This is a genomic window from Streptomyces coelicoflavus (assembly GCF_045041415.1).
GTDB lineage: Bacteria > Actinomycetota > Actinomycetes > Streptomycetales > Streptomycetaceae > Streptomyces > Streptomyces coelicoflavus.
On record NZ_CP108218.1, the window covers coordinates 5,577,578 to 5,602,261 of the forward strand.

A 24,684-nucleotide genomic window follows, 5' to 3' on the forward strand; every position below is an offset into this window, starting at 1 on the left:
CCGGCACCCGCCCGATCCGGCACCCGCCTGAACCGGCGCGCGCCTGATCCGGTACGTGTCGCAAAACGTGTGGCCCCGTCCGTTCGGATTCCGTTCGGACGGGGCCGCACGTTTCCCCGGCCGCACTCCGGCGCATCATCAACGACAGCCGGGTGTCCCCGGCGAGGAGAGGAGACCGCGTGCCGGTACTGACGAGGCTCATCCCCTCGCCGCTCGTCGTGGACGTCCGGCCGGGTGCCCTGGACGACCTGGCGAGCGTCCTCGCGGACCAGCGGATCTCGCAGTCCGGGATGCTGGCCGTGGCGATCAGCGACGGTTCGGGGGCCCGGCTGCGCAGGCGGCTTGAGCCGTCCCTGCCCGGCGCCGACTGGTTCGAGGTCGGCGGCGGCACCATCGACGACGCGGTGCGCCTCGCCGACGGCATGAAGTCGGGGCGCTACGACGCGGTCGTCGGCCTCGGCGGCGGCAAGGTCATCGACTGCGCCAAGTTCGCCGCGGCCCGCGTGGGCCTGCCCATGGTCGCGGTGGCCACCAACCTGTCCCACGACGGCATCTGCTCGCCGGTCTCGATCCTCGACAACGACGCGGGCCGCGGTTCGTACGGCGTGCCGACGCCCATCGCGCTCGTCGTCGACCTGGCGGTGATCCGCGAGGCGCCGATCCGGTTCGTGCGCTCCGGGATCGGCGACGCCGTCTCCAACGTCTCCGCGGTGGCCGACTGGGAGCTGGCCCACCGGGTGAACGGCGAGAAGGTCGACGGCCTCGCCGCCGCCCTCGCCCGGCAGGCCGGTGAGGCCGTGCTCCGCCACCCCGGCGGGTGCGGCGACGACGGGTTCCTGACCGTGCTCACCGAGGGCCTGGTGCTGTCCGGCATCGCCATGACGATCGCCGGGCACACCCGCCCCTCGTCCGGGGCCTGCCACGAGATCAGCCACGCCCTCGACCTGCTGTACCCCGGGCGCGCGGCGAGCCACGGGGAGCAGGTGGGCATCGGCGCGGCCTTCGCGACGTATCTGCGCGGCGACCGGGAGGGCTCCCTGCTGATGGCGGACACGCTGCGCCGGCACGGGCTGCCCGTGGTGGCCCGGGAGATCGGGTTCGGCGACGAGGAGTTCGTGCGGGCCGTGCAGTTCGCGCCGCGGACCCGGCCCGGCCGGTACACGATCCTGGAGCACCTCGACCTGTCGCCCGCGCGGGCGGGGGAGGCGTACGCCGAGTACGTCGCGGCGGTCTCCGGCTGAGGCGCGGGGCCCGGTTTGACCCCTGTCGTGCGGGCCCGTAATCTTGACCGTCGGCGTGTCGACTGACGCGTCACATCCCCGTAAACCTCTTTCCTTCCGGGTGTGCGCCCTCGCGGGCCCCGTTCGGGAGAGGCCGTCCGTGTGTCACCGGGTGGCTGGACTGCGGGGGTGCCGTTCCATAGCGAGAGAGTGAGATCCGCGTGTACGCCATCGTGCGCAGCGGTGGTCGCCAGCACAAGGTTGCTGTCGGCGACATCGTTGAGGTTGACAAGATTTCCACCGCCCAGGTCGGCGACACGGTCGAGCTCTCGACCCTGCTCGTCGTCGACGGCGACGCTGTGACCAGCGACCCGTGGGTGCTGGCCGGCATCAAGGTCCAGGCCGAGGTCGTGGACCACCACAAGGGCCAGAAGATCGACATTCTGCGCTACAAGAACAAGACCGGCTACCGCCGTCGTCAGGGCCACCGCCAGCAGTACACGGCGATCAAGGTCACTGAGATCCCCGCGGCTGCGAAGTAAGGGACTGAGGAGACATGGCACACAAGAAGGGCGCATCGTCCACCCGGAACGGTCGCGACTCGAATGCCCAGCGGCTCGGCGTGAAGCGCTTCGGCGGTCAGGCCGTCAACGCGGGTGAGATCCTGGTCCGCCAGCGTGGCACCCACTTCCACCCGGGCGCCGGTGTCGGCCGCGGTGGCGACGACACGCTGTTCGCCCTGGAGGCCGGTGCGGTGCAGTTCGGCACCCACCGCGGCCGCAAGGTCGTGAACATCGTCCCGGTCGCCTGACCGGACACTTTCGCGAGGCGGGCCTCACTTCCCCGAGGGGAAGCGGGTCCGCCTTTCGCGTGTTACCCAAGAGACATTCCCGCAGTAGGCAGTAACTGGAGGCACATCCCATGACCACCTTCGTGGACCGCGTCGAACTGCACGTCGCCGCGGGTAACGGAGGCCACGGCTGTGCCTCCGTCCACCGTGAGAAGTTCAAGCCGCTCGGCGGCCCGGACGGTGGCAACGGCGGCCGGGGCGGCGACGTGATCCTCACCGTGGACCAGTCGGTGACCACGCTCCTCGACTACCACCACTCCCCGCACCGCAAGGCCACCAACGGCAAGCCCGGCGAGGGCGGCAACCGCTCCGGCAAGGACGGCCAGGACCTGGTCCTGCCCGTGCCCGACGGCACCGTCGTCCTCGACGGCGCGGGCAACGTGCTCGCCGACCTGGTCGGCCACGGCACCTCCTACGTCGCCGCACAGGGCGGCCGGGGCGGCCTCGGCAACGCGGCGCTGGCATCCGCGCGCCGCAAGGCCCCCGGTTTCGCGCTGCTCGGCGAGCCCGGCGACCTCCAGGACATCCACCTGGAGCTGAAGACCGTCGCCGACGTGGCGCTGGTCGGCTACCCGAGCGCCGGCAAGTCCTCGCTGATCTCCGTGCTGAGCGCGGCCAAGCCGAAGATCGCCGACTACCCCTTCACGACGCTCGTCCCCAACCTGGGCGTGGTGACGGCCGGCGAGACCGTGTACACCGTCGCCGACGTCCCCGGTCTCATCCCCGGCGCCAGCCAGGGCAAGGGCCTCGGCCTGGAGTTCCTGCGGCACGTGGAGCGGTGCAGCGTGCTGGTGCACGTCCTGGACACGGCGACGCTGGAGTCCGAGCGCGACCCGCTCTCCGACCTGGACATCATCGAGGCGGAGCTGCGCGAGTACGGCGGCCTGGACAACCGGCCCCGGATCGTCGTCCTCAACAAGATCGACGTGCCCGACGGCAAGGACCTCGCCGAGATGGTCCGCCCCGACCTGGAGGCGCGCGGCTACCGGGTCTTCGAGGTGTCGGCCGTGGCCCACATGGGCCTCAGGGAGCTGTCCTTCGCGCTGGCCGAACTGGTCGCCACGGCGCGTGCCGCCCGCCCGAAGGAGGAGGCCACGCGCATCGTCATCCGGCCCAAGGCCGTGGACGACGCCGGCTTCACCGTCACCCGCGAGGAGGACGGCCTGTTCCGGGTGCGCGGCGAGAAGCCGGAACGCTGGGTGCGCCAGACCGACTTCAACAACGACGAGGCCGTCGGCTACCTCTCCGACCGGCTCAACCGCCTCGGTGTCGAGGACAAGCTGATGAAGGCGGGTGCCCGCAACGGCGACGGCGTCGCCATCGGCCCCGAGGACAACGCGGTCGTCTTCGACTGGGAGCCCTCGGTCACCGCCGGTGCCGAGATGCTCGGCCGCCGCGGCGAGGACCACCGCTTCGAGGCGCCCCGCCCCGCCGCGCAGCGCCGTCGCGACCGGCAGGCCGAGAAGGACGAGGCGGACGGAGAGTACGAAGGGTTCGACCCCTTTGCGTCGTAGCGGAACTTCTTTGCCGCAGAGACACGGGGTGTAGTCGCGCGGGGAGACACGTGGGTGGCAGCCGGTAGGTCAGCAGAGCGGATCGACCCCTGCCGCCTGACCTATGTCCATGCGGCACCACACCGTTTTGCCGCCGCTCTCTCCCGGCGTCCAGCAGACAGTGGACGCAAGTCGCTGAACGATCAGTAGCCCCCGATCGTGGTCGGGCAGCACGACCTCTGACAGCTCACCCCTCAGCCCGGGTGGGAAGACATCTCCCAAAGGGAGGAGCGGCGGCGTGGAGTCCTCGTCCGTGACCCCGATGAAGAGCCACTTCGGCCACAGCTCGAAGCTCACGTCCATACGACGGGACCCGCCAGACTGAGCCAGAGCAGGTTCCGGCACCACGTGGTTCACCACGTTGCCGAACAACTCTGAGACGATCAGCCGGGCGTCGTCCACCATGGCATCCGCACCGGCGCCCCGCAGGAAGTCGGCCGTCATGCCTCGCGCCACGCGAGCCGCGTCGGGAGCCTCCGTAAACAGCGTCACGGTTAGGAAATGCCCGGCGGACGGATCAGGCTTCGCGAATCAGTGGGCGAACGCCTCGATCTCTGCGCCCACGTGTTCGTGCTGCCGTGCTTGCCTCGCGTCCATGAGGTCCCCTTGTCAGCCTTGGCTGCCCTTGCCCGGCCGCTTGCTACGCGGAAGCCAGGTACACGGCGAACGGCGGCTGACCGGGAGTGTCCACCGGGGGGTTCAGACGAACACCGGTTAAGCTCGCGGGGGTTCATCAATGCCGCCCACCCGTCACGTTGTGACACGATGAACACTCACCGTCACTTATCGGGTTGGCAGGGGAGTATGAGCCGAGAGCCGAACGCGCAGCTGATCGTCGTCTGAAGGACGCGCGGGTTTCCAACAAGGGCCTCGCGAAGCGAATGAAGGACGCCCAGCACAACGCGGCGTGTCGCTTGGAATTACTCACGTAGCCGTCCGGCGCTGGCGCGACGGCGCAGGCATCCAGCCGCGACCATGCGATGTCCTCAGTGTCAAATTGAGGCGTGGCGTCATGCCGGCGATCTCGGATTCTTCGACCAAGCGACACAACCCACCTCGAAAGCCGCCGGATACCCGAGCACCGCTCCCGACGCGCTGCCCGTGCTCGACAGACTGGCCCAGGAACGCGCCGAAGACACACCGGACGATGGAGGCCTGATCGTTGCCGACGCGGACCTGAACTTCACAGTCCTGTCGTGGATGATCAGCAGGCCCGACGGCATCCAGGCCGACAGGTCGGCACATCAGCGCATCGGCATGCGCGACGTCTGAGCAATCCGAGACGCCGCAGGCATGTTCATGCAGCTCGACTTCAAGTACGGAGGCGGTCACGGCCACCGCGCCTTACGCCACTCCTTCCGACACGAAGCCCTCCCCCTGCTCAGCGCGATCTACAGCCAGAAGGTAGGCACCACGCTCTACGGCGCAGCCGCCCAGGTGTCCCAGCTCCTCGCGTGGACCGCGTACGACATCGGTAACCACCGGCTCGCCCAACCGAGGCACGTGCACGGATGCCCAAACCGGCGCGCGCCAGACACGATGTCGAAGTACCCAGGGATCCGTGTGCCTGACGAGGAGGCGTACAGCGATGAGACTGGGATGACGTTTCGGAGCGTGGGCAGGCGACGATGCTGGGTGCCGGTCTGTCGCTTGCCCAAGAGGGACGGTGTGCCGGCCCTGTTTCTCAACAGCAGGCGTTTCCGCCTCCACGATTGGCACGTGGACGTCACGATGGGAGAACACCGTGCGGTGTTCTCCCATCGTGACGGTTTTCGAGCGGTGAGTGTGCGCCTGTCAGGCGATGTCGCTCCGTGCCCATGTCCAACTGTGGTTGCCGTCCGCGCTGTCCCACACCTTGACCGGCTTTTTGAAGCCGGTGCCCGTGCTCGTGAGCGTCAGCAGGCCGGTGCGGTTGCCGTTGCCGTCGGCCCGCGTGCCGTAGTCGTAGAGCACGTCGACGTCGCCTCGGCCGTCGCCGTTGAAGTCACCGGAAAACGTCTTCGAACGGCTCCCGTTCCAGCTGCCCCAGTCCTCGCTGTCCCACTTGCGCTGAGGCTCGGCGAACCCGGACCCCGTACTGGTGAGCGACCAGAGCGACGAGCGGAACCCACCGTCCGTGACCGCGCCGTTGTCGTACAGCATGCCGACATCACTGCGTCCGTCGCCGTTGAAGTCGGAGACGGGGGTCCGCACGGCATTGTCGGTGATCCAGTCACTCAGGTCGTCGACCCTGGTACCAGTAGCCTGGGAGGGTGTTCCCTTCGCCGATTCGATGCCGAAGCAGCCTACCTGGTTCGAACGGCTGTTGATCCCGACGAGCGTCGGCCGGCCGTCGATCATGTGGAAGACCGGGCCACCTGCGTCGCCCTGGCAGACGGAGGCGCCGTCCTTGCCGCTCATGACGAGGTCACCACCGCTGACGGCGGTGATGGCAAAACGTGCCTGCGTGCTTGTCGAGCGGCGCCCATTTGTCCGCCGTACGGCCGTGACCGGCAACGGTGAGATCCTGCCCAGCGGCCGGTGCGGTGGCGGACACGATGATGGGTGTCACGCCGTCACTGGCTGGGCGAGACGGGCCAGTACGAGATCGCGTTCGCCGTGGGGGCGAAGCTCCACGACGCTACGGGTCTGACCGCCGGGCAGAGTCGCGATGGTCTTCAGCTGAGGTGCACCGGCGGGAACCGTGAGGTCGGCGGCAGGGTTGTCGGCGAAACAGCTGGCGGCCCGGCTCAACCGTCTCGGTGTCGAGGAGCGGTTGGTGAAGGCGGGCGCCCGCGGCGGCGATGGCGTCGCCATCGTCCCCGAGGACAGCGCGGTCGTCTTCGACTGGGAGCCTTCGGTCGCCGTCGGTGCCGAGATGCTTGGCCGCCGCAGCGAGGGCCACTGCTTCGAGGCGCCCTGCCGCGCAGCGCCGCCGGGACCGTGAGTTCCGCGCTTGGTTAGGCCGTTCAGAGAGGCTGCCCAGCAGCATCGGAGTGGCTCAGGCCTGTGGAGGGTTTACAGGGTGAAGGCGATGGCCATCATGATCGCTACCAAGGTGAGAATGAACAGTGCGATCTGCTTGGCTGTGGGTTGTGGTATGGGCTGTCCCGAATGTGCGAGTTCCATCTGGCGCTTGATGTAGCGCGCGAACACGACTCTCGTGAGGGCAAGGCTGAGCATGGTCACTGTGTACAGCGCCAGTGGGGTGTTGCCTTCTATGCCTCGCGCCGATGAGCCCGCGGCCATGCCGACCGCGCCGACCAGGGGAAGCACGACCACCTTCCACCTGTTCCTCTTTTCCCAGACCAAGGAGCGGAACGCTACAGCTGCCAGTGTGCCCGCCAGGACAGCGGCGATCCACCAGTCGGTTCGAGAGAAATGCGAGGTTAGCAGTTTGAACTCCATCCGGGGTGCTCTTCGTGTCGGCAAGGAACGTTGGGAGGGGCGATCAGTTTCGGGATCGCCGCTTGCCTGTCGCGGATGATGGTGAGTGGTGCGCACACCCTAGTACGTGCGCACCACCCACCTACCAAGGCTCTGTCTACCAGGTGATCAGTCCGACCACAGTGGTCACCCCGTCACCGACTGCATCCGTGATCTTGGACCCGACCTCTCCCACCCCTTTGAACTTGCCAAAGAGGGAGCTCGCGCCCTTAAAGACGCCGGCGAGGGCGAAGGTGCCGAGTGCCTGTCGAAACTCAGGGGACTTCCACCCGCCCTCGAAACCGAGTGACAGGAGAGCGCTCACGCCTTGCACACCCCAGGAGACAACCCCGACTCCGAGGGCCAAACCAGCGACGACCGGCATGAACGGCCCGAAGAAGGGGGACGCGAGGCCGAGTGTGAGCGAAGCAACACCGAGTGCCGTGCTCCAATGCCCGGTAGCCGCGGCCCAGTCCTTGATGTCGCCGGTGTCCTCCGGCCACATGCCCCAGTACTTGGTGTCACCCGTGTTGTCGTACTCGGGCTTGTCCGCTGGGTTGACGCCGTTCTGAAAGGCTTCCTTGACCGCCTCGGCCGCCTTGCGGGCGTTTGCAATGTCTTCGGCGCGCTTTTTCTGGATCTTGATAGTCAGTGCCTCGCTGGCGGCGTCCGCCGCGGCCAGAAAATCTGCGCCGGCCTGGAGCTTTGCTTCTCGGGCGGCGGTGGAGGAGGCCTGTGCAGCGGCCGAGGAAGCGGCCGCCTGCTTGGCAGATGCCACCGCTTGGGTCATCGAGTAGTTCGCTGCGCGAGCGGCAGTACGCGCGACGGCGGCTGCCCCCTGCGCTGACTTGGCGGACGCTGCTGCTGCTGCTGCCGACCGGTCAGCAGCAGCAGCATTGTTCTTGGCTTCCTCGGCCGACTCGGCGGCGTCCTTGGCGTAGTCCTGTGCCTTGTTCGCCCATTCGGTCGCCTCTTCGGCGGCCTTGCGGGCCTCTGCGGCGGCTTTGGAGGCCAGTGCGGCATCCTCCAGTGCCTTGGAAGCCACCTTGGCCGCGTGCGCGATGGCGGCGCGTATCGCAGCCACGTGGGTGGCGTGGTCGTGGTCAAGTTGAGCGACCCTGAACTTGTCCCGAACGACGAACGCGCGGCGCATGCGGGCGGAGCCCTCGAGCACGATCTGCGTCGCGGACTTCATGTATGTGCCGCCCGCGTTGAGCAGGCGGAATACCTCGACCCTGTCATCCTCCTTTGTGGCGTCCGCCAACTCGACCATGAGGAAGTTGTGCAGGGCGCGGGCACTTCCGTCACTCAGCGCGGCCTCGGCTCCCGCCTTGACAGCGGCGCCCGGGTTGTTACTGAGGAGCGAGAAGATCGCGACGCGGTTGTCCTCGGCGGCTGCCTCGATGGCACCGCTGTCGAGGAAGTGCCGGACCGCGTTCGGATCGGTACTCTCCAGCGCCTGGGCGCCGGCTTCGGCTACGGCGGGTGCGGCGTTCTGTGTGATGGAGAGAACGCTCTCCCGGTCGTCCTGCCCCTGGGCGAGGAGCCGGTCCGCGGCGATCCAGTTGACGATGTCCGCGTCGGAGCCCGAGAGAGCGTATTCGACAGCTTCCCGGGTCCATGTGCCAGTCGAATCGAGGAGTTGTACCGCGGCCTGACGGCCTTTGGTGACCGCGGTGGCTGTGTCTCCGGATTCCAACGCCTTCTCGGCGGCCGCGATGAGGTCCTTGGTCTCGCTCGCGGTCGCGTCCGCCTGTGTGCGTTGCTGCTCCGCGCGTTTGATGTCGGCACTCTCGGCCTTTGCCCGCGACCGGGCTTCCTCTACGCCGATTTCGGTGTCGTCGGCGATTCGCTTGGTCTCGGCATCGCGTGCCGCCTCTTCCACCTCCTGGGCTTCCTTGACCGTGTTGGCGGCGGTGTTGGCAGCCTCCACCGCTGCGTTGGCGTACTCGGTCGAGCGCTTGGCGTACTCGACTGCCTTGCCCGCGTTGTCGGCTGCTTCGTCGGCGGCCGCGGCCGCCTTCAACGCGTGTTCGGCGGCGCTGTTCGCAGCATCCCGAGCGACTTCAGCGGCCTGAGCCGACCGGTTTGCAAGGGTGCTGGCAATGCCAGCCGCCCGAGTCGCGCGCGCTGCGGCGGCGTCAGCCTCAGCGGCGGCGGCACGGGCACGTGATGCCTCGGACTGAGCAACGCCGGCGCTGGTGGCAGCGGTCGCAGCCGCGTTTGCAGCGGTCGCTGCGTGCCGTGCGGCGCTCGCAGCGGCGGCGCCCGCGGCGTCAGCGCCCCGGGCCGATTCTGCTGCTCTGTCGGAGGCGGCAGCAGCTGTCTTCGCACGTGCGGCTGCGTCTCGGGCTCCCTCTGCGGCCGCACGTGCGGCTGACGCCTTGGAGGCGTCCTTGGAGGCGGCGATCGCGGCGCCATAGGCCCGTGATGCGGCGCTGCCAGCGGAAGCGGCGGCAGCGGCGGCGGCCTGCGCGGCACGAGCGGCGCGGCTCGACGCTGCCTGAGCTGCACGGGACGCTGAGATCGCTGTCTCAGCGGCATCGGCGGCACCGCGTGCGGCTCCGGCGGCCTTGTTGGCGGCAGCGGCACACTTACGGACGTCGTTCTGGGCGGCCTGAGCCTCGTCGGCCGCCTTCAGTGCGGCTTCCTTTGCCTTCTCGGCCGCCTCCTTCGCCTGGTTGGAGGCGGTGACGGCCTGCTCCGTCTTCAAGTGGGCGCGCTTGCCCTCGCGTTCCACGATCTCGACCAACTGATCGATCGTGGCGGTTTCTTCATCGCGGGCGCGAGCAACGTACTGGCCGGATGACAGGAACTGACTGATCGCCTCGGGCGTGCCTTCGGACAGGGCACGCTCCGCGTACAGCTTCACCTCGGGAGAGGCAGTCGCGAGCATGCTGAAGACCTCGAACTGCTCGTCTTCCGCTCGCGCGGTGACCTGGGTCTTCTCCAAGAAGGTCCGCAGCGCGTCCGTCGTACCAGCGTCGAGGGCCTTGGTGGCCTCGCGCTTCACAGCTGTGCCGCCGTTGTTGAGGATGGTGAAGACAGCGGCTCGCAGATCCGTCTCGAGCGGCGCGGTGTAACCGGTCTCCAGGAAGGCTGCGATCGCGTCGTCGCCCGCGGCCAACGCTTCCTCGGCGGCTTCACGGGTTGATATGCCCGCATGGGACAAAGAGGAAAAGATGGTGAAACGGTCGTCTTCCGCGCTGACCAACGGCAGTTCGTTGGTGAGGAAGGCGGAGACGGCTGCCGACGAGCTGGCGAGGGCACGGGCAGCGGCCTTACGAGTGGACTGACCCCCCGTCTTGTACGCCCACACGGCCCTGCCCCGGTCTGTTTCCGGGAGACCGGTGTCCGGCGGAAGTGCCTCGGCCGCGAGGGCAGGGGTGGCACCCAGGGTGAGAACCGAGGGCAGAGCCGGGACGGCGGCCGCGCCGGCAATGGTCGTGAGAATCCGGCGTCTGCTCCACAGTGACGCTGACAAGATGTGCATCCTTCCCGTTCAGGGACTTGACGATGTGAACCTGCCGCGCGAATCAACCCCACGCGCATGGAGTCGTGTTGAGGCATCGTCATCTATTCGTAAGTACGTCCGCACGGTACCTGGTCGACTTCTGTTCATGAACCCTTTTCGGACATCTCCATTCCAGCGGGTTCTGTGGAGCAAGTTCAGGCGATCGGAGAGGAGTGCGGCGTTATTCTTCGTATACATACTCTTCACAGGAACTACACATTCTTCCGTACAACTTTTCATTGTTGTGGCGCACGTCACAAAATTGAGTCCGTGTATGTCCGGTTTCGCGCGTTCTGATCTGATGGACAGGTGTGTGAGTGACGGCATTACATGTTTGAGGCTGCGGGTAGAGATCTGCGTGACAGGTTCTCTTTTTCCGTTCGACAGAAGCGAGTTGAGAGGTGTGCTCCAAAGCATGGGTCGTGAGGAGCGTGCGCCCTTTTTTAGAACGGACAGCGGAGCTCGATGTCGAAGCACTTGCCCGTCTTCTTAATCCCCTTTGGGCCTCTGGCCCGAGCCGACGACTAGGACATCAATGAAGGCACGTGACACTGCCGGGTCAATTTCCAGGCGGATCATGCGGTGCACTCTCGGGTTCGCCGTTACCGCGAGTGCCCTGGCATGGTTCGCAACTACGGGGAGTCAGGCGGCGCCTGGCGCCGGCCAGGAGGTGACTCCAGCCCAGGCCGTCGTCGACGAGTCCCCGGGATACGTGGTCGAGGACTTCGACTACCCGCAAGCGGACAAGATCTACGAGGAACAGGGCATCCGCCTCAAGCGTGGTGACGGTCACATCACCCTCGCCACCTGCACCAGTGGGACCGGCCAGTTGGAGGTCTACTCCCGCTCCAATGCGAAGCTCTGCTTCCGCGTCACCGGGGAGTCCGGCTGGCTGACGCTGGAGGTCGCCTCCGTCTACGGCGTCCAGACCCCCGCGTACGACACCGAGTTCGAGATGACTGTCGATGCCGAGACGACCTCCGTCGACGTCCCGGCGAACTCGTGGCAGGGGGTCGGTGCGAGCGCTGATCCCGAGGGGCGCCCGCACATGCTGGTGGAGATCAGGACCACGAAGTAGGCCGCGCCAGACGCCTTCCGTCGGCCCGCCGCTCCATCATCTCGTAGAAGGATTTCCGTGATCAGACCACCCAAGCACTCCCTCCGCGTCCTGACGGCTTCGGTCGCGGCCGCGATCGCAGCGCCCCTCACAGTCTTCGCCTTGCCCGCCCAAGCCGTCGTGGGCTCTCCAGGCGCCGACAACACCTACGCTTTCACCGCCAAGCTGGTCATCGGCGAACACGAACGAGGCTGTTCCGCCGCACTGGTGTCGAAAGAGTGGCTGCTGAGCGCGGCCAGTTGCTTCGTGGACGACCCCGCGGCGGGTATCAGCGTCCCCGCGGGCAGCCCCAAGTCGAAGACGATCGCGACCGTAGGCGGCGGCTCCTCTGCCGTTCGACAGACTCGCGAAGTAGTCGAACTTCGTCAGTACGGACAGCGTGACCTGGTGCTAGCTCGCTTGGCGCAGCCCGTGATCGGCGTCGAGCCGGTGACAGTCTCCGCAACAGCGGCCGCGGCCGGGCAGGAACTGACGAGTGTCGGATATGGTCGCACGGCAGAGGACTGGGCGCCGGTCAAGCCGCACTCCGGCACCTTCGCCGTCGACGCGGTGAACAACGGCGAAGTGACCATCAGCGGTAAGGACGACGCTTCCATCTGTATGGGCGACGCCGGTGGTCCCACACTCCGCCTGGTCGGCGGCAAGCCCGAACTCGTCGCCGTGAGCAGTCGCTCGTACCAGGTCGGCTGCTTCGGTGTGGAGAGTGCGGAAGGTACACCGAACACGGCAGTCGCCACCCGTGTCGACGATGTCCGGGCCTGGATAGCCGACAACGCCAAGCAGACGCCGGCTCAGGACTACAACGGCGACGGCCGCAGCGACGTGGCCACGTGGTACGACTACGCCGACGGCAGCGACAAGGTGCACCTCTGGGACGGCGGTATGCATGGCGCCATGCAGCTGCCCACCGTCGCATACTCGGCCGACGCCGGCACCTGGAACGAGGACGACGCGAAGCTGGTCACCGGTGACTACAACGGTGACGGCCGCAGCGACATCGGGCTGTTCTACGGCTACTCGGACGGCACGGTGAAGCTGTTCACCAAGAACGCCAAGGCCGACGGCACGTTCGAGGGGTCGGTCGTTTCCTGGACCGACACCGACTGGACCTGGGCGCGGATGCACCCGTACACCGGCGACTTCAACGGTGACGGTCGCGACGACATAGCCGTGTGGTACGACTACGCCGACGGCAGCGACAAGGTCTTCACCTTCCTCTCCAAGGAAGACGGAACCTTCAACAAGCCCTTCACTGCTTGGAGCCGCGCCAGCGGTTGGACCTTCGACCACATGAAGGTGTCCACGGGCGACTTCAACGCCGACGGTCGCGACGACCTGGGACTCATGTACTTCTACGACACCGGAGAGGTGAAGACCATCACCCTTCCCTCGTTGGAGACTGGGGCCTTCCAGCACGACCAGGTGGAGGGGTGGACCAGCGGCTCCTGGGGGTCGGCGGAGCGCACCAGCGTCCAGTCCGGGGACTTCAACGGCGATGGCCGCGACGAACTGGCTGCCTGGTACGACTACAGCGACGGCTCGGACGCGGTGATCAGCTTCTCGTCGACTGCCGCGAACGGAGCCCTCACCGCGCGCAAGGAGATCTGGCGGGCGGACGCCGGCCGGTACACGCGTGACCACATGCGTGTCGTCGGAGGCGACTACAACGGTGACGGTCGGGACGACCTCGCCGCCCTGTACGGCTACGACGACGGCAGCCTCAAGATGATTACCTGGGCGGCCAACGCGGACGGCACGCTCAACGAGCCGCTGCACGGCGCCGAGAAGGCGACCGGGTGGAACTACGACCGCGTCAGCGTCTTCACGCGCTGACCCACCGGTCGTCCAGGACGGCCGAGCCCGGTACACCACCGGACTCGGCCGTTCCGCTCGTCTGGACGCGGTCCGTCCTCAGGACTGTGCCGCACGGGGCAAGGGCACTACAACCGTTCGACGGTTTTGTGAGTCTTTCATGAGAAGATTGTGGCCTCGCCGGGGATGCCCCCCTTCCCCGCCGGATGAGATTACGTGGGATGAAAATAGCCTTCATTGTCAGCAACCTCTGCCACATCGGCGGAGTGGTGAGCGCCACGCAGAACCTGGCCGGGGCGTTGGCGGAGAAGCACGAAGTAGAGATCGTCTGCCTGCGCAAGTCGCGCGACGAGTCCTACTTCCCGCTCGACGCACGGGTCAGGGTCAGGGTCCTCACGGACCTGCGTGGCAACTCCCCGGTCTCGGATCTGGACGATCCGTTGATCAAGGTCGCGCCCAAGGTCTACCCGGCGCCGCCGGACGAGAAGGAACCCTGGATCAGCCGACTCGCCGAGCTCAGGCTCCTTGAGTGGCTTGCGAACACCGACGCCGACGCGGTGATCAGCTCAAACCCTCGCATCACGGTCATGCTCAGCCATGCGCGCAGGGGACCGCTGCTCCTGGCTCAGGAGCACTCCATGCCGGCCATCTATGCGGAGTGGGAGAAGAAACCGCTCTTCCGTACCTATCACGTGCTGGACGCCATTACGGCTCTCACTCCGGAAGAGGTTGCGAGCCTGGGCGAGCAGGTCCCCGCCGTACGGAACCGGCTGGAGGTCATGCCCAACTGCGTCCCGGCCTCCACGCACCGGTCAACCGGTGACAACAGAGTGATCATCGCGGCCGGCCTGCTGAAGGAGAACAAGAACTTCGCCATGGCCATCGAGGCGTTCGCGCCGGTGGCCGCCAAGCACCCCGGCTGGAAGCTGCGGATCTACGGCAACGGTTCGGAGAAGGCGAAGCTCCGTCAGCAGATCGAGGAGCTCGGTCTCTACAACGACGTGCTGCTGATGGGACCGGCCACGCCGGTGTCACCCGAGTTCGCCAAGGGCTCGGTCTTCGTGATGCCGTCCAAGCGCGAAGCATTCGGCAACGTCATCGTCGAGGCGATGGCTGCGGGTCTGCCGGTCATCAGCACGGACGCCGACCACGGCCCGCGGAACATTATCACTCACGGTGAAGACGGGTTCGTCGTACCCACGGGCGACGTCGCCGCCATGACCAGCGCGATGATGGAGCTAGTAGAGGACGACGAGCGGCGCAGATCAATGGGCCGGGCCGCGATCCGCAACGCGGAGCGCTTCCACGAGACCGAGAGCCGTGAACGGTTCGAGGCCATTCTGGAGCGCGCTCTTCTGCGCCGTCGCCTGCCCAGCAGCGCCAATGTCCGTGTGCAGCATGACGGTTCCCTCTCTTTCACCACCGACCGGATGCCTCTTGATCTTCCCGGGGCTGAGATCGTCTGCCGCAGGATCAACAAGGACGCGGCCGAGCGCCGCTTCCCGTTGTCCCCGGCCGGTGAAGCGCTGGTGCCGTGGAGCGAGGGACTGCCCGAAGGAGAATGGGAGGTGCTCGCCGGGACCTCGGGTGGCGTGGAGGTGCCTCTGACGGCCGACGGGTTCGGCATCGACACCCGCGACCTGCTGGCCGTGTCGCTGCCGCGCACTACCGGTCCCGCGCTTTCTCTACTGTTGCCGCACCGTCAGGACGACGGCCGCTTGCGCATCCGCAGCCGGGTCAGGGAGCGGCACGCCGAAGTGGAGCGGCTCCAAGTCGACGGGCTTACGCTGCGCATCGTGTCGGCGTTGTGGGGTGCCGCGGCGGACGGCGCCGTGGTCGAGGCGACACGACGCGGAAAGCAGTCGAAGACGCTGTCCTTCGAGGCGCGGCCGAACGAGGACGGAGCCCTGGTGGCCGTCGTCGACAGTCTGCGTCTGATCAAAGAGCACAACGCCAAGGAAGCCATCTGGGACCTGTGGCTCAGACCGGCCTCCGGCGGCGGCCGACTTCCGCTGAGCAAACTGGCCACTGATGTCCTCAGCCCGATGGACGTCTTCACCTACCCGCGGCCTGTCCACCGGCCCTCCGTCCCCGCCGTACCCGAACCACCGGCCAAGCGGTTCCGCCGTACGGCAAAGAAGGCGGACGTGACTTCTGCTGCTACGCAACCCGCGGCGGCCGTCGAGGTCCGGCCGTACGTCAACAGCGAGGCCCAGCTCTCGGTCAAAACAGTGACCATCTGAAACGTACGGGAGGGGCAGGCCAGCCATGGGCGGCCTGCCCCTCCCGTACGTGTGGTTCAGATCTTGCGGTCGAACCGGCGCGCCTGTTCGAACATCAGGTCCGCGACGCGACCGGCGGCGTGGCCGTCGTCCAGGTCACAGAACAGCCTGTGGAACTCCTCGTACTCCGCCCGGTACTTCTCCGACACGGTGTCGATGTCCCTGATGGCGTCGATGAGTTCCCCGGAAGTGGGGATCAGCGGGCCGGGAGCGTCGTGTTCGAAGTCGAAGTAGAAGCCACGCAGCCGGTCCCGGTAGTGCTCCAGGTCGTAGGTGAAGAAGAGCATCGGTCGGCGCAGGTGGGCGTAGTCGAACATCACGGACGAGTAGTCGGTGATCATCAGATCCGCTGCGAGGTACAGATCCGCGATGTCCGGGTACTCCGAGACGTCGAAGACGAAGCCGTTGCCCGCGCCGGGGATGCTGTCCACGACGTTCGAGTGCCTGCGGATCATCAGCACGTGGTCGTCGCCGAGCCGCCGCCGTGCTTCTTCGAGGTCGAGACGGAGTTCGAACTTGAACTGGCCCCGACGGTGCGAGAGATCGTCACGCCACGTAGGTGCGTACAGGACGACCTTCTTGCCTTCGGGGAGCCCGATCCGCCTTCTGATCTCGGCGGCCTGCTCCTCACGGTCCGAGGCGTAGAGGTAATCGTTGCGGGGGTAGCCCGTCTCGACGATTTCGCCGTCGTAGGCCATGGCCCGCTTGAGGATCGGGGTGCTGAAGCGGTTGGAAGAGACCAGCATGGACCAGTTGGCCGCCTCCTGCTTGAGCTGCTCGTGATAGTCCGGGTTGAACTTCGGAGCGGCGATGTCGAGGCCGATCTTCTTCAGCATGGTGCCGTGCCACGTCTGCACGACCACCTGCTCCGGCCGGCGCTCGATCCAGTGCGGCAGATGCGCGTTGGTCACGATGTAACGGCAGCGAGCCAGCGCGTCGTACCATTCGGTGCTCTGGAAACGCACCGGTTTGACCGTGGACGGCAGTTCCACCTGGCCGTCGCGTACCAGCCACAGGTGCTCAACGTCCGCGCCCCGGCGCAGCAGTTCCTCGTGCATCGCCCGGGGGCTGTCGGAGTACTGCTTGCCGTTGTAGCTGATGTAGAGGACGGCCTCGCGCAGTGGCTTGCTGCGGCCCGCCATGTATACCTCGCGCTTCAAACGCTCCTGGTGGTAGGCGCCGCGTTCCTCCATGGTGAGGTCCGGCAGGCAGTGCAGCTGCGGGTGGTCGAACCAGCGAGGCTCGAAGTCGTACTGCCGTCCGTCCTGCTCGCCGGATACCGGCAGTGTGGAGCTGGCATGCCGGTCGAGGACGCAGGGCATGTCCGGACCGTCGTCCGACGATCGCAGGAAGAGGTTCCAACGGCCGGTCTTGAGCGGCAGCTTCTTTGAGGCGCCGGACATGCGGGACGGCGTGAAGTGGGCCTCGAAGTGTCCACTTGAGTCGGTCGTCAAGGGGACGAGCTTCTCGTCGAAGTAGTCACGGGCCTTGACCAGGAAGGTCCAGCCACTGACATCCCGAGGGGCCTCGCCGTACACGGAGAAACGGCCGTCTGCCCAGCGAACATCCGTGATGCGGGCACGCAGGGAGCGGCTGGAGAACTTCAGGTAGCCGGTGTTTCCGGCCAGCACTGAGAGTTCGAAGCGGTCGACGGCCTCTCCCAGCGAAAGGGGCAACCGGATCTGGAGATCCGGAAGGCTGTCCGCCATCACGGTGCCGAACTTCCGCGTGCGGCCAGCCTGGTCCGTGGCCACCAACTGCGTCGACCAGTTGCGCTGGGCCGCCTGAGCGGGGTCGGCACCGCCGCTGGACACATCGGTTCCGGTCGCGTCGATGTGCTCGGGCAGCAGCGCGACGTCCTGCAGCGGAACGCGAACACGGAACGGCGTCCGCTCGCCCAGGGACGGGCTCAGTTCCGCTTCGTAGTCGAGGCGTTCGCCGCTCTTGCGGTTGGTCACGGTCAGGGAGAGCGTTTCGTCCTTCGCCAGGGGGACGCGTATCTCGCCTTCCAGCTCAAGGAGGTCGTCGATCTGGCGACGCGCGGTGATGAGGGCGCGAACCCGCTCGACACGCAGCTTGAGGGAGCCCGTGGCAGTGCTGGGCAGCAGGCGGAAGTCGTCGTCCAGCCACTGATAGGTGGCGTGGTTCTGGGCGGCGGCCCCACTGGTGTGGATCGCCCGCTTACGCACCAGGCCCGAGGCGGCGATGCCTATGCCCAGGTGCCAGGTGCCCTCCTGCCAGGTCTTGCCGCGCCGCAGCTTGGCCGGGTCCAGCTCGTACTCCCAGCCTGCCCAGTCGTAGTTGTACTGCCGCTGCCCGGACAGCGTCGTGCACTCGGGGGCGTGCACGTTGCGCAGAGGCAGGACGGTGCGCTTGCGCGAGCCGTCCTTCTTGATCGCCAGGACCTTGACGGCACTGCGCGCGGAGGACTGGTCCACGCGGTTGATCCACGCGTGACCGGCGATACGCAACTTGCCGTCGCGCCACTCCAACTCACGCAGCGGGGCGGTGGCCTTCATGTCGGGGTCGATGCGCAGCGCGCGCTTGGGCAGCCGGACTGAGCTGTTCTCCAGCGCCGAGAACGCGGCGTACTTGCGCAGCAGGCCCTCGATGCGGACGCGGTCGCCGCGCCGCTCGGACTCGAAGAGTTCGAGCAGTTCGGTGAGAGCGTGCTTACGGACGAGCAGCCACTTGACTCGGGCCGGTGTGGGCAGCTCCATCACCAGAGCCGGGTCGACCTGGTCGAGGTAGGAGTTGACCACTCGGAAGAACTCGGCGTGGAACTCCTCGTCACCTTGAGGCAGCACGTTGAGGAAGATCCGCAAGTCACCGGAGAGCGCGGTGCGGTCGTACTCGCGCTTCAGCTCGGCCGCGGCCGGCTCCGGGCGCTTGCCGAAGAAGCGGCTGACGGACTCCACGGCGGCCGTGCGGTCGCGGACGGCCTTCGGTTCCGCGCGGCGCTGCGTGATGGACGGGGCGGCCTCACCGTCCCGCAGCCGCCAGTAGTAGGTCGGGGCGCTGATGACGTCGACTGACTTCGCCAGGAACTGGGCCGGGACGATCACCGGAGTGTCCTCGTACAGGACACCCTCGGGGAAGCGGAAGTTGTGCTGCTCCCAGAAGTCTCGGCGGAAGATCTTGTTGCAGGCTATTCGGTCGGTCAACAGGCGCAGGTCCCGCGAGACGTGGGTGCCCTGGACGGCGCCGCGCGAGAGGATGCGGTGCATCGGCGACTGCCAGATCTTGCTGCTGTTGATGTGCAGCACGTTGCCGGTGGCGAAGTCGGAGCCGCTGGCGTCCAGGCTCGCCAGCATCAGACGGTAGGCGTCCGACGGGATGATGTCGTCGCTGTCGACGAAGGCGATGAACTCGCTCTCCGGCGCGAGGTGCTCCAAGCCGGTGTTGCGTGCAGCGCCCAGACCACCGTTCTCCCGCCGTACGAGTCGGAAGCGGGAGTCCTGTGCGGCGAACTCCTCGGCGATGTCGGCGGAGCCGTCGGGGGAGCCGTCGTCGACCATGACGACTTCCAGGTCCGGCATGGTCTGCGCCGCGAGCGACGTCAGACATGCGGACAGATAGCGTTCTACGTTGTAGATGGGGACGATGACACTGAGCCGAGGGGCCATGGCTTGGTGGGTCTCCTTTCGGGGTCAGGCCCGCTCGACCAGTTCGAGCGCCTGGGCGGGGGTGGGGGCGTGGTGGCGTTCGTCGAAGGGGACGATGGGCGGCAGGCTCTCTTCACCGAGGAAGACGCGTCGCACGACCCGTTCGGCTGCGTGTCCGTCGTCGAATTCACAGAAACGCCGGCGGAAGGTGTCCCGGCGCTCCGTCGTCTCCGGGCTGTCGTACGCGCCGGAGGAAAGCAGCTTCAGCAGCTCCGCCTGCGTCGTGGCCACCGCGCCGGGCGGTTCCTGGAGCAGGTCGAAGTAGGTGCCGCGCACCGCGGAGTAGACGTCCCAGTCGGGGACGTAGCTGATGATCGGGCGGTTCAGGACGGCGTAGTCGAACATCGCCGAGGAGTAGTCCGTGATCAGGGCGTCGGCCGCGAGGTACAGCTCCTCCACCCGGGCGTGCCCGGAGACGTCGACGACGCGGCCGGTGCGGCGCAGCTCGTCGACGTGCGGGGAGCTGCCGTAGAAGTAGTGGCCGCGCACCAGCAGGGTCACGTCGGGCCCGAGTTCGCGGGCGAACCTGCCCAGGTCGAGGGGCGGGGTGAAGCCCGGCTGGTACTCGCGGTGCGTCGGCATGTACAGGAAGGCCTTGGCGCCGTCGGCCAGGCCGAGCGCGGCGCGGGCCGCGCGCACGTCCTCCGCCGTGGCGCTCACGAGCACGTCGTTGCGCGGGTAGCCGGTCTCCAGCGTGGTGTACGAGCAGGGGTAGACCCGCTCCCAGATCACGGTCGAGAACTGGTTGGCGCTGATGCTGTAGTCCCAGCGGTCGCACCGCTCCAGGAGCTTCTCGAAGTCCATGTCGGTGGAGGCCGGGTACTTCTGCTGGTCCAGGCCCATCGTCTTCAGCGGTGTGCCGTGGTGGGTCTGCACGTGGATCTGGCCCTGGCGCTTGACCACGGAGTCCGCGAAGTTCACGTTGTTCACGAGGTACTTGGCGCGGGCCACGGCCGACCAGTACTCGCGTGAGCCGACGCGGACGACCTCCACCCCCTTGGGCACCCGGCCCGCGTGCTCCGCGCGGACCGCCCAGACCCGGCGCATGTGCGGGGCCAGCCGGGCCAGTTCGGCGTCGATGGCGGCGGGATTGCAGGAGACGCTGCGGTTCCAGTAGGCGGAGAACAGCACCAGGTCGTCGTCCAGCGGCAGCCGGAGCTGCGACTGGTAGAAGGCGCCCATCGCGCCGCGCTTGGAGCGGTTGAGGGCGGTGCGGGTGCGGGTCCTGACCCGCTGGCGCAGCTTCACCGCCGCCAGGGCGCTGACCATGGTCGTGTAGGCGTCGCGCTCGAGCATGCCGTACTTGTGGCCGCGGCCGCCGCCCGGGCGGGTGAAGCCCTTCGGCACGCGGGCGCGGTAGTCGGCCGACGCCCGGTGGAAGAACTCGGCGCGCGCGTCCTGCGGCAGGCGGCCCGGCCGCTCCAGGACGGTCAGGTAGTGGTCGACCATCTTGCGGAACAACGGGGCGCGCCACTCGGCGAGTTCCTCGTGCGCGTCGAGGTAGTCGAAGACCCGCTGGTACTGGTCGAAGACGTCGAAGTGCTTGCGGCTGACCGTCTTGAGGATGTTGCCGCCCTCGCGCCGCTGCCGGTAGTACACGCAGACCCGGTCCAGGACGGCGATCCGCTCGGTGCTGATCAGCGAGCAGAACGTCCAGGGGGCGTCCTCGTAGTAGCCGGGCGGGAAGGTGAGGCCGGTCCGGGTGACGAAGTCGCGCCGGTAGGCCTTGTTCCACACGATCTGGAGCAGGTCGAGCAGTTGGGGGCGCTCGGCGAGGGAGAAGGTGTCCGGGCCCTCCTCCTTGAGCACGTCGGCCCGCAGGTTCGGGCGGACACGGCCGTCCCAGTAGGTACGCGCGTAGTCGAAGATCAGGATCTCGGGATCGCCCGTGGCGTCGATCCGGTCCCGAATGGCCGCCAGGGCGCCGTCCGACAACGTGTCGTCACTGTCCAGGAACAACACGTAATCGCCGGTGGCCTTTTCCAGTCCGGCGTTGCGTGCGCGTCCCAGCCCCACGTTTTCCGTGAGGTGAATCACATGAATCCGGTCGTCGCGTTTCGCGTACTCGTCGAGAATGGCCCCTGAACCGTCGGGCGAGCAGTCGTCGACCGCGATGATCTCGAAGTCCGTGCAGTCCTGTCCGAGTATGGAGTCAAGGCACTCGGGCAGATAGCCCTGCACCTTGTACACGGGGACGACGAGAGAGAGTTTGGGCATCCTTACAACCTGTTCCGAGAACTGACCACGGGACCGCGGGCTGGGACCGGAACGCGCTCCGCACTGCTCGGGCCTGGAGCGCGCCGCCGCATCAGCGTAAAGGATTCACGCGGAGTTTCCGCGGGCACGGTAGTCGGACACCCTGTGCCCCGCCACAGCGGGAAATGGCCGCACCGGCGGCCGGAATGGGCCGTGCCGAAGCGGCCGGAGAACTTCCTCACATTCGGCCCCCCTGTCCTCTTTACCGACTTGCGTCGGTTTCCGCCCCATGTGCCCTACTCGTTTTCCGCCGCCCGCGGACGCGTACGCGCCCGGTGACCGCGACCCGTGGGACAGGGGGACGAGCTGGCTGGTCAAGGGCGGAGCAGGGCAGGGCGGCGCGCACGGGCGCGGGCGCCGGAGGGGCGGGGACGAGTGCGACGCCCCGGCCGCGAACCGCCGGGCGACGGCATCGGCCGTCGCGCCCGGGGCGGGGCCACCGGCGGCGGGGGCGGACCGGACCGCCCCACCCGGGGGCATGTTTCGTGACCATGCTGTGACAGGCGGGGCGCCCGCCGAAGCCGGAAGCCGGGAAGCCGGGAAGCCGAAGCTGTGAAGCCCGAAGCTGTGAAGCCGAAGCAGGGAGCCTGAAGCAGGGAGCCTGAAGCCGGGGAGCAGCAGGAGCCTGAAGCCGGGAAGCGGGCTCAGCCGCGGCCGCGCGGTTCCGGGGCCGCGGAGGTGCCGGACGGCCGGGCGGGCTCGCGGCGCGGGCCGGGCAGCGGCAGGTCGGCGGCGAGCCGCTCCGCCATCCTGGCCCGGTGCCGCACCGCCGCCGCGCACAGGTCCCGTACCGCACCCGCGAAGCGCTCCCGGGACGGCGGCTCGGCCGGGCCCAGCAGACGCAGGGCCAACGCGGCGCGCTCCCCGGCGAGTTCGTCCCGCTCCGGATGCCGCACCGACGCGAGCAGCGCCGGCACCCCGGACGCGTCCGGCGTCAGCACGGTCGCCGCGGCCACCGTCGGGAAGGACTTGCGGAACACGTCCTCGGCCAGCGTGCCGGTGTTGGCGACCGCGTAGGGCTTGCCGCTCGCCAGGAAATCGCTGATCACGCTCGACACGTCGCTGACCAGCAGGTCGGCCCGGTTGAAGCAGGCGTAGAGCGGCGGCCGGGCGTCCGTGACGACCTGGTGCTCCCACTCGGGCAGCGACGCCCAGTACGCGTCCTCCCAGGCGGCCTCCGCCCGCCGCACCGCCCCGGACCGCCCGGGCTCCGGGGCCGGCTGCCGGAGCATCCGCTCCGCCTGGTCCGCCGCCGACCGGAACCCGGCCGTGGTGAGCCGGTCCAGCTCCGCCGTCCGCCGGGCCAGGGCGACGGCCGCCGACGCGTCCGGCCGGGGCCCGCCCCGCTCCCGGTTGGCCGCCCGCACCAGCTCCCGGAGGCGCAGATCGGCGGCGCGGGCCCGCGGGTCCACCGACCCCGTCAGCGGATGCGGCTTGTACAGCAGCCGTACGCCCGGGTCCGCGAGCAGCGCCCGCACCAGGTTCTCCCCGGCCTCGACCACCGACGTGTTGCCCGGGTTGCCGTCCCAGCCCTCCCAGGTCGGCGCGTACAGCACGGTCGTGAACGCCCCCGGCGCGGGCGGCCCCGCGTACGGCCGTACGGCATCCAGCTGCGGGCGGCCGATCTCCACCACGTCCTTGTCCTCGACGCCGACCTCCGCCAGCGCGTACCGCTCGCGCGCCGCGGGGCCCGCCACCCACACCTCGTCGTAGGCCTTCGCGTACGGGTTGCAGGAGGACAGCTTGTCGCTCTCCCCGTGGTTGACGAAGGCGTGCTTGATGGTCGGGATGCGCAGGACCTGGGAGGTCTTCCCCGAGTTGGAGGGGTGCAGGAGGACGCGGAGCGTGGAGTGCTCCAGGCGCATCAGCGTGGACACCTTCGGCAGGCACACCACCGGGATGCCGGTCGCCGCGATCCGCTGCACCATGTGCCGCTCCCGCAGCACGATCACCGGCCGCCCGCCCAGCCCGGCCAGCGGCTCCAGCCACATGTTCGCCTGGTACGCCGAGGAGGCCCCGCCCGAGAAGTACAGGCCGACGGTGGGCCGGTACCGGGCCAGCCACGCGTCGAACCAGTCGAGCACCTCCTGCTCACCGGCGGGCCGGCGGCCCGGCAGCAGCCGCAGCAGCAGTGCGCCCAGGCCCGTCAGCGCCACCGCCAGGGACACCGCGAGCCCGGCCGCCCCGTACACCGGCGCGTCGGTCGCCGCCGTCGCCAGCAGCCCGGCCGTCGCGGGCAGCCCGAAGGCGGCCAGCCGGTGCCCGGGGCGGCGCAGCAGCAGCGGGGGTGCCGGGGTCAGCCGCAGCGCCGAGGCGTCCACGTTCCGGGTCACCACGGGCAGCGTGCGGGTGCGCCGGACCAGGACGGACACCGCCTGGATCGCCCAGTGCAGCGCGTAGAAGAGGAGCAGCCCGGCGACGAGCGGGGCGTACGCCCCCTCGCGGTGCTGCTCGCCGAGGCGCAGCAGGCCCACCACGAGCAGCAGGTCGCGCAGCACGTGCCGGACGGTGACGTCGGCGTGCGACTTGGCGAACAGCGACACCATGCCCCGCTGCCACCGGTACAGCGCCCCCTCGGCGGCCAGCGAGGCGGCGCTCGCCGCCAGCAGCAGCGGCACGTGCGGCAGCAGCGCGCCCAGGGCCTGAGCGGCGAAGGCGGCCGCCAGCACGCCCAGGACCAGCAGCTTCACGACGGTCCGCCGCCCGGGCAGGCCGAAGCGGGGGCCACGGGCCCGCCGGACGGGCCGGAACGGCCGGGGCCGACGGGGGAGACGGCGGCGTGGGAGACGGCGGCGGCGGGGATGGGACAGGGGCACTGCGTCGCTCCAGACTCGTCGCGCATCGGACAACCGGGTTAACGCGCGGTGACCGCCGGACGACACGCGCGCGTTGACGCCGGGCCTTGACGCGGCCCGGACCCGGCGGGCTCCGAGCGCCCCGTCCGCAGCGTGAACTCTGGTGCGGCGCGTGTGCGCCGTCGCGTAGATTGCCTGGCGAGCGCAGGGATCGG

15 protein-coding genes and 1 pseudogene are annotated in these 24,684 nt (G+C 68.3%); 9 read left to right on the forward strand and 7 right to left on the reverse strand.

All coding sequences use genetic code 11. The features are described from left to right. The first annotated feature begins 179 nt into the window (after positions 1-179). From OHA99_RS24845 to obgE, 4 genes are all read left to right on the forward strand, one after another. Positions 180-1,241: an iron-containing alcohol dehydrogenase family protein gene (locus OHA99_RS24845; RefSeq protein ID WP_165686023.1), complete on the forward strand. Its 1,062-nt coding sequence runs from the start codon at positions 180-182 to the stop codon at positions 1,239-1,241. Positions 1,242-1,441: 200 nt separating this feature from the next. After that, positions 1,442-1,762, forward strand: a complete 321-nt coding sequence (gene rplU / locus OHA99_RS24850) for a 50S ribosomal protein L21 (RefSeq protein WP_007449531.1) — start codon at positions 1,442-1,444, stop codon at positions 1,760-1,762. Positions 1,763-1,776: 14 nt separating this feature from the next. Then, positions 1,777-2,031 (forward strand): 50S ribosomal protein L27, encoded by a 255-nt coding sequence (gene rpmA, locus OHA99_RS24855; protein WP_007449530.1) that lies wholly within the window; start codon positions 1,777-1,779, stop codon positions 2,029-2,031. A 110-nt stretch (positions 2,032-2,141) separates the two neighbouring features. Beyond that, the gene (gene obgE / locus OHA99_RS24860) at positions 2,142-3,584 is read left to right on the forward strand and encodes a GTPase ObgE (protein WP_164141740.1); all 1,443 of its coding nucleotides are present in this window, start codon (positions 2,142-2,144) and stop codon (positions 3,582-3,584) included. Positions 3,585-3,653: 69 nt separating this feature from the next. Here the strand turns inward: obgE and OHA99_RS24865 are convergent, their stop codons facing one another. Continuing rightward, positions 3,654-4,115 (reverse strand): ATP-binding protein, encoded by a 462-nt coding sequence (locus OHA99_RS24865; protein ID WP_405697907.1) that lies wholly within the window; start codon positions 4,113-4,115, stop codon positions 3,654-3,656. A 609-nt stretch (positions 4,116-4,724) separates the two neighbouring features. On the opposite strand from OHA99_RS24865, the gene OHA99_RS24870 reads away from it, so the two are divergent. Continuing rightward, the gene (locus OHA99_RS24870; protein ID WP_405697909.1) at positions 4,725-4,895 is read left to right on the forward strand and encodes a hypothetical protein; all 171 of its coding nucleotides are present in this window, start codon (positions 4,725-4,727) and stop codon (positions 4,893-4,895) included. 522 nt (positions 4,896-5,417) lie between these two features. On the opposite strand, the gene OHA99_RS24875 is transcribed toward OHA99_RS24870, so the two are convergent. After that, positions 5,418-6,119 (reverse strand): trypsin-like serine protease, encoded by a 702-nt coding sequence (locus OHA99_RS24875; protein WP_405697911.1) that lies wholly within the window; start codon positions 6,117-6,119, stop codon positions 5,418-5,420. Positions 6,120-6,339: 220 nt separating this feature from the next. Between OHA99_RS24875 and OHA99_RS24880 the strand changes: the two are divergent. After that, positions 6,340-6,631, forward strand: a pseudogene (locus OHA99_RS24880) (hypothetical protein); the annotation flags it as partial. Here the strand turns inward: OHA99_RS24880 and OHA99_RS24885 are convergent. Continuing rightward, a complete protein-coding gene (locus OHA99_RS24885) occupies positions 6,621-7,010 on the reverse strand; it encodes a hypothetical protein (protein WP_405697913.1) in 390 nt (129 codons plus the stop codon). The pseudogene OHA99_RS24880 and the gene OHA99_RS24885 overlap by 11 nt on opposite strands. Positions 7,011-7,146: 136 nt before the next feature. After that, positions 7,147-10,521, reverse strand: a complete 3,375-nt coding sequence (locus OHA99_RS24890) for a hypothetical protein (RefSeq protein WP_405697915.1) — start codon at positions 10,519-10,521, stop codon at positions 7,147-7,149. A 691-nt stretch (positions 10,522-11,212) separates the two neighbouring features. Between OHA99_RS24890 and OHA99_RS24895 the strand changes: the two genes are divergently transcribed. The 3 genes from OHA99_RS24895 (at position 11,213) to OHA99_RS24905 (ending at position 15,714) form a co-directional block, all read left to right on the forward strand. Beyond that, the gene (locus OHA99_RS24895; protein WP_405697917.1) at positions 11,213-11,620 is read left to right on the forward strand and encodes a hypothetical protein; all 408 of its coding nucleotides are present in this window, start codon (positions 11,213-11,215) and stop codon (positions 11,618-11,620) included. Positions 11,621-11,761: 141 nt separating this feature from the next. After that, complete coding sequence (locus OHA99_RS24900; RefSeq protein WP_405697919.1) at positions 11,762-13,492, forward strand: FG-GAP-like repeat-containing protein; 1,731 nt, start codon at positions 11,762-11,764, stop codon at positions 13,490-13,492. A 200-nt stretch (positions 13,493-13,692) separates the two neighbouring features. Next, positions 13,693-15,714, forward strand: a complete 2,022-nt coding sequence (locus tag OHA99_RS24905) for a glycosyltransferase family 4 protein (protein WP_405697921.1) — start codon at positions 13,693-13,695, stop codon at positions 15,712-15,714. 56 nt (positions 15,715-15,770) lie between these two features. Here the strand turns inward: OHA99_RS24905 and OHA99_RS24910 are convergent, their stop codons facing one another. From OHA99_RS24910 to OHA99_RS24920, 3 genes are all read right to left on the reverse strand, one after another. Continuing rightward, the gene (locus OHA99_RS24910; protein ID WP_405697923.1) at positions 15,771-19,379 is read right to left on the reverse strand and encodes a CDP-glycerol glycerophosphotransferase family protein; all 3,609 of its coding nucleotides are present in this window, start codon (positions 19,377-19,379) and stop codon (positions 15,771-15,773) included. Positions 19,380-19,403: 24 nt separating this feature from the next. Then, entirely contained in the window at positions 19,404-21,635 is a 2,232-nt protein-coding gene (locus OHA99_RS24915) for a CDP-glycerol glycerophosphotransferase family protein (protein ID WP_405697924.1), read from the reverse strand. 683 nt (positions 21,636-22,318) lie between these two features. Further along, positions 22,319-24,364 (reverse strand): hypothetical protein, encoded by a 2,046-nt coding sequence (locus tag OHA99_RS24920; protein ID WP_405697927.1) that lies wholly within the window; start codon positions 24,362-24,364, stop codon positions 22,319-22,321. Positions 24,365-24,684: the final 320 nt, after the last annotated feature.

What these genes read in the sequence shown, in the direction of transcription:
- OHA99_RS24885 (WP_405697913.1), bottom strand. Translation starts at nt 7,010, where the DNA reads ATGGAGTTCAAACTGCTAACCTCGCATTTCTCTCGAACCGACTGGTGG.
- rpmA (WP_007449530.1), top strand. Translation starts at nt 1,777, where the DNA reads ATGGCACACAAGAAGGGCGCATCGTCCACCCGGAACGGTCGCGACTCG.
- obgE (WP_164141740.1), top strand. Translation starts at nt 2,142, where the DNA reads ATGACCACCTTCGTGGACCGCGTCGAACTGCACGTCGCCGCGGGTAAC.
- OHA99_RS24905 (WP_405697921.1), top strand. Translation starts at nt 13,693, where the DNA reads ATGAAAATAGCCTTCATTGTCAGCAACCTCTGCCACATCGGCGGAGTG.
- OHA99_RS24910 (WP_405697923.1), bottom strand. Translation starts at nt 19,379, where the DNA reads ATGGCCCCTCGGCTCAGTGTCATCGTCCCCATCTACAACGTAGAACGC.
- OHA99_RS24890 (WP_405697915.1), bottom strand. Translation starts at nt 10,521, where the DNA reads ATGCACATCTTGTCAGCGTCACTGTGGAGCAGACGCCGGATTCTCACG.
- OHA99_RS24915 (WP_405697924.1), bottom strand. Translation starts at nt 21,635, where the DNA reads ATGCCCAAACTCTCTCTCGTCGTCCCCGTGTACAAGGTGCAGGGCTAT.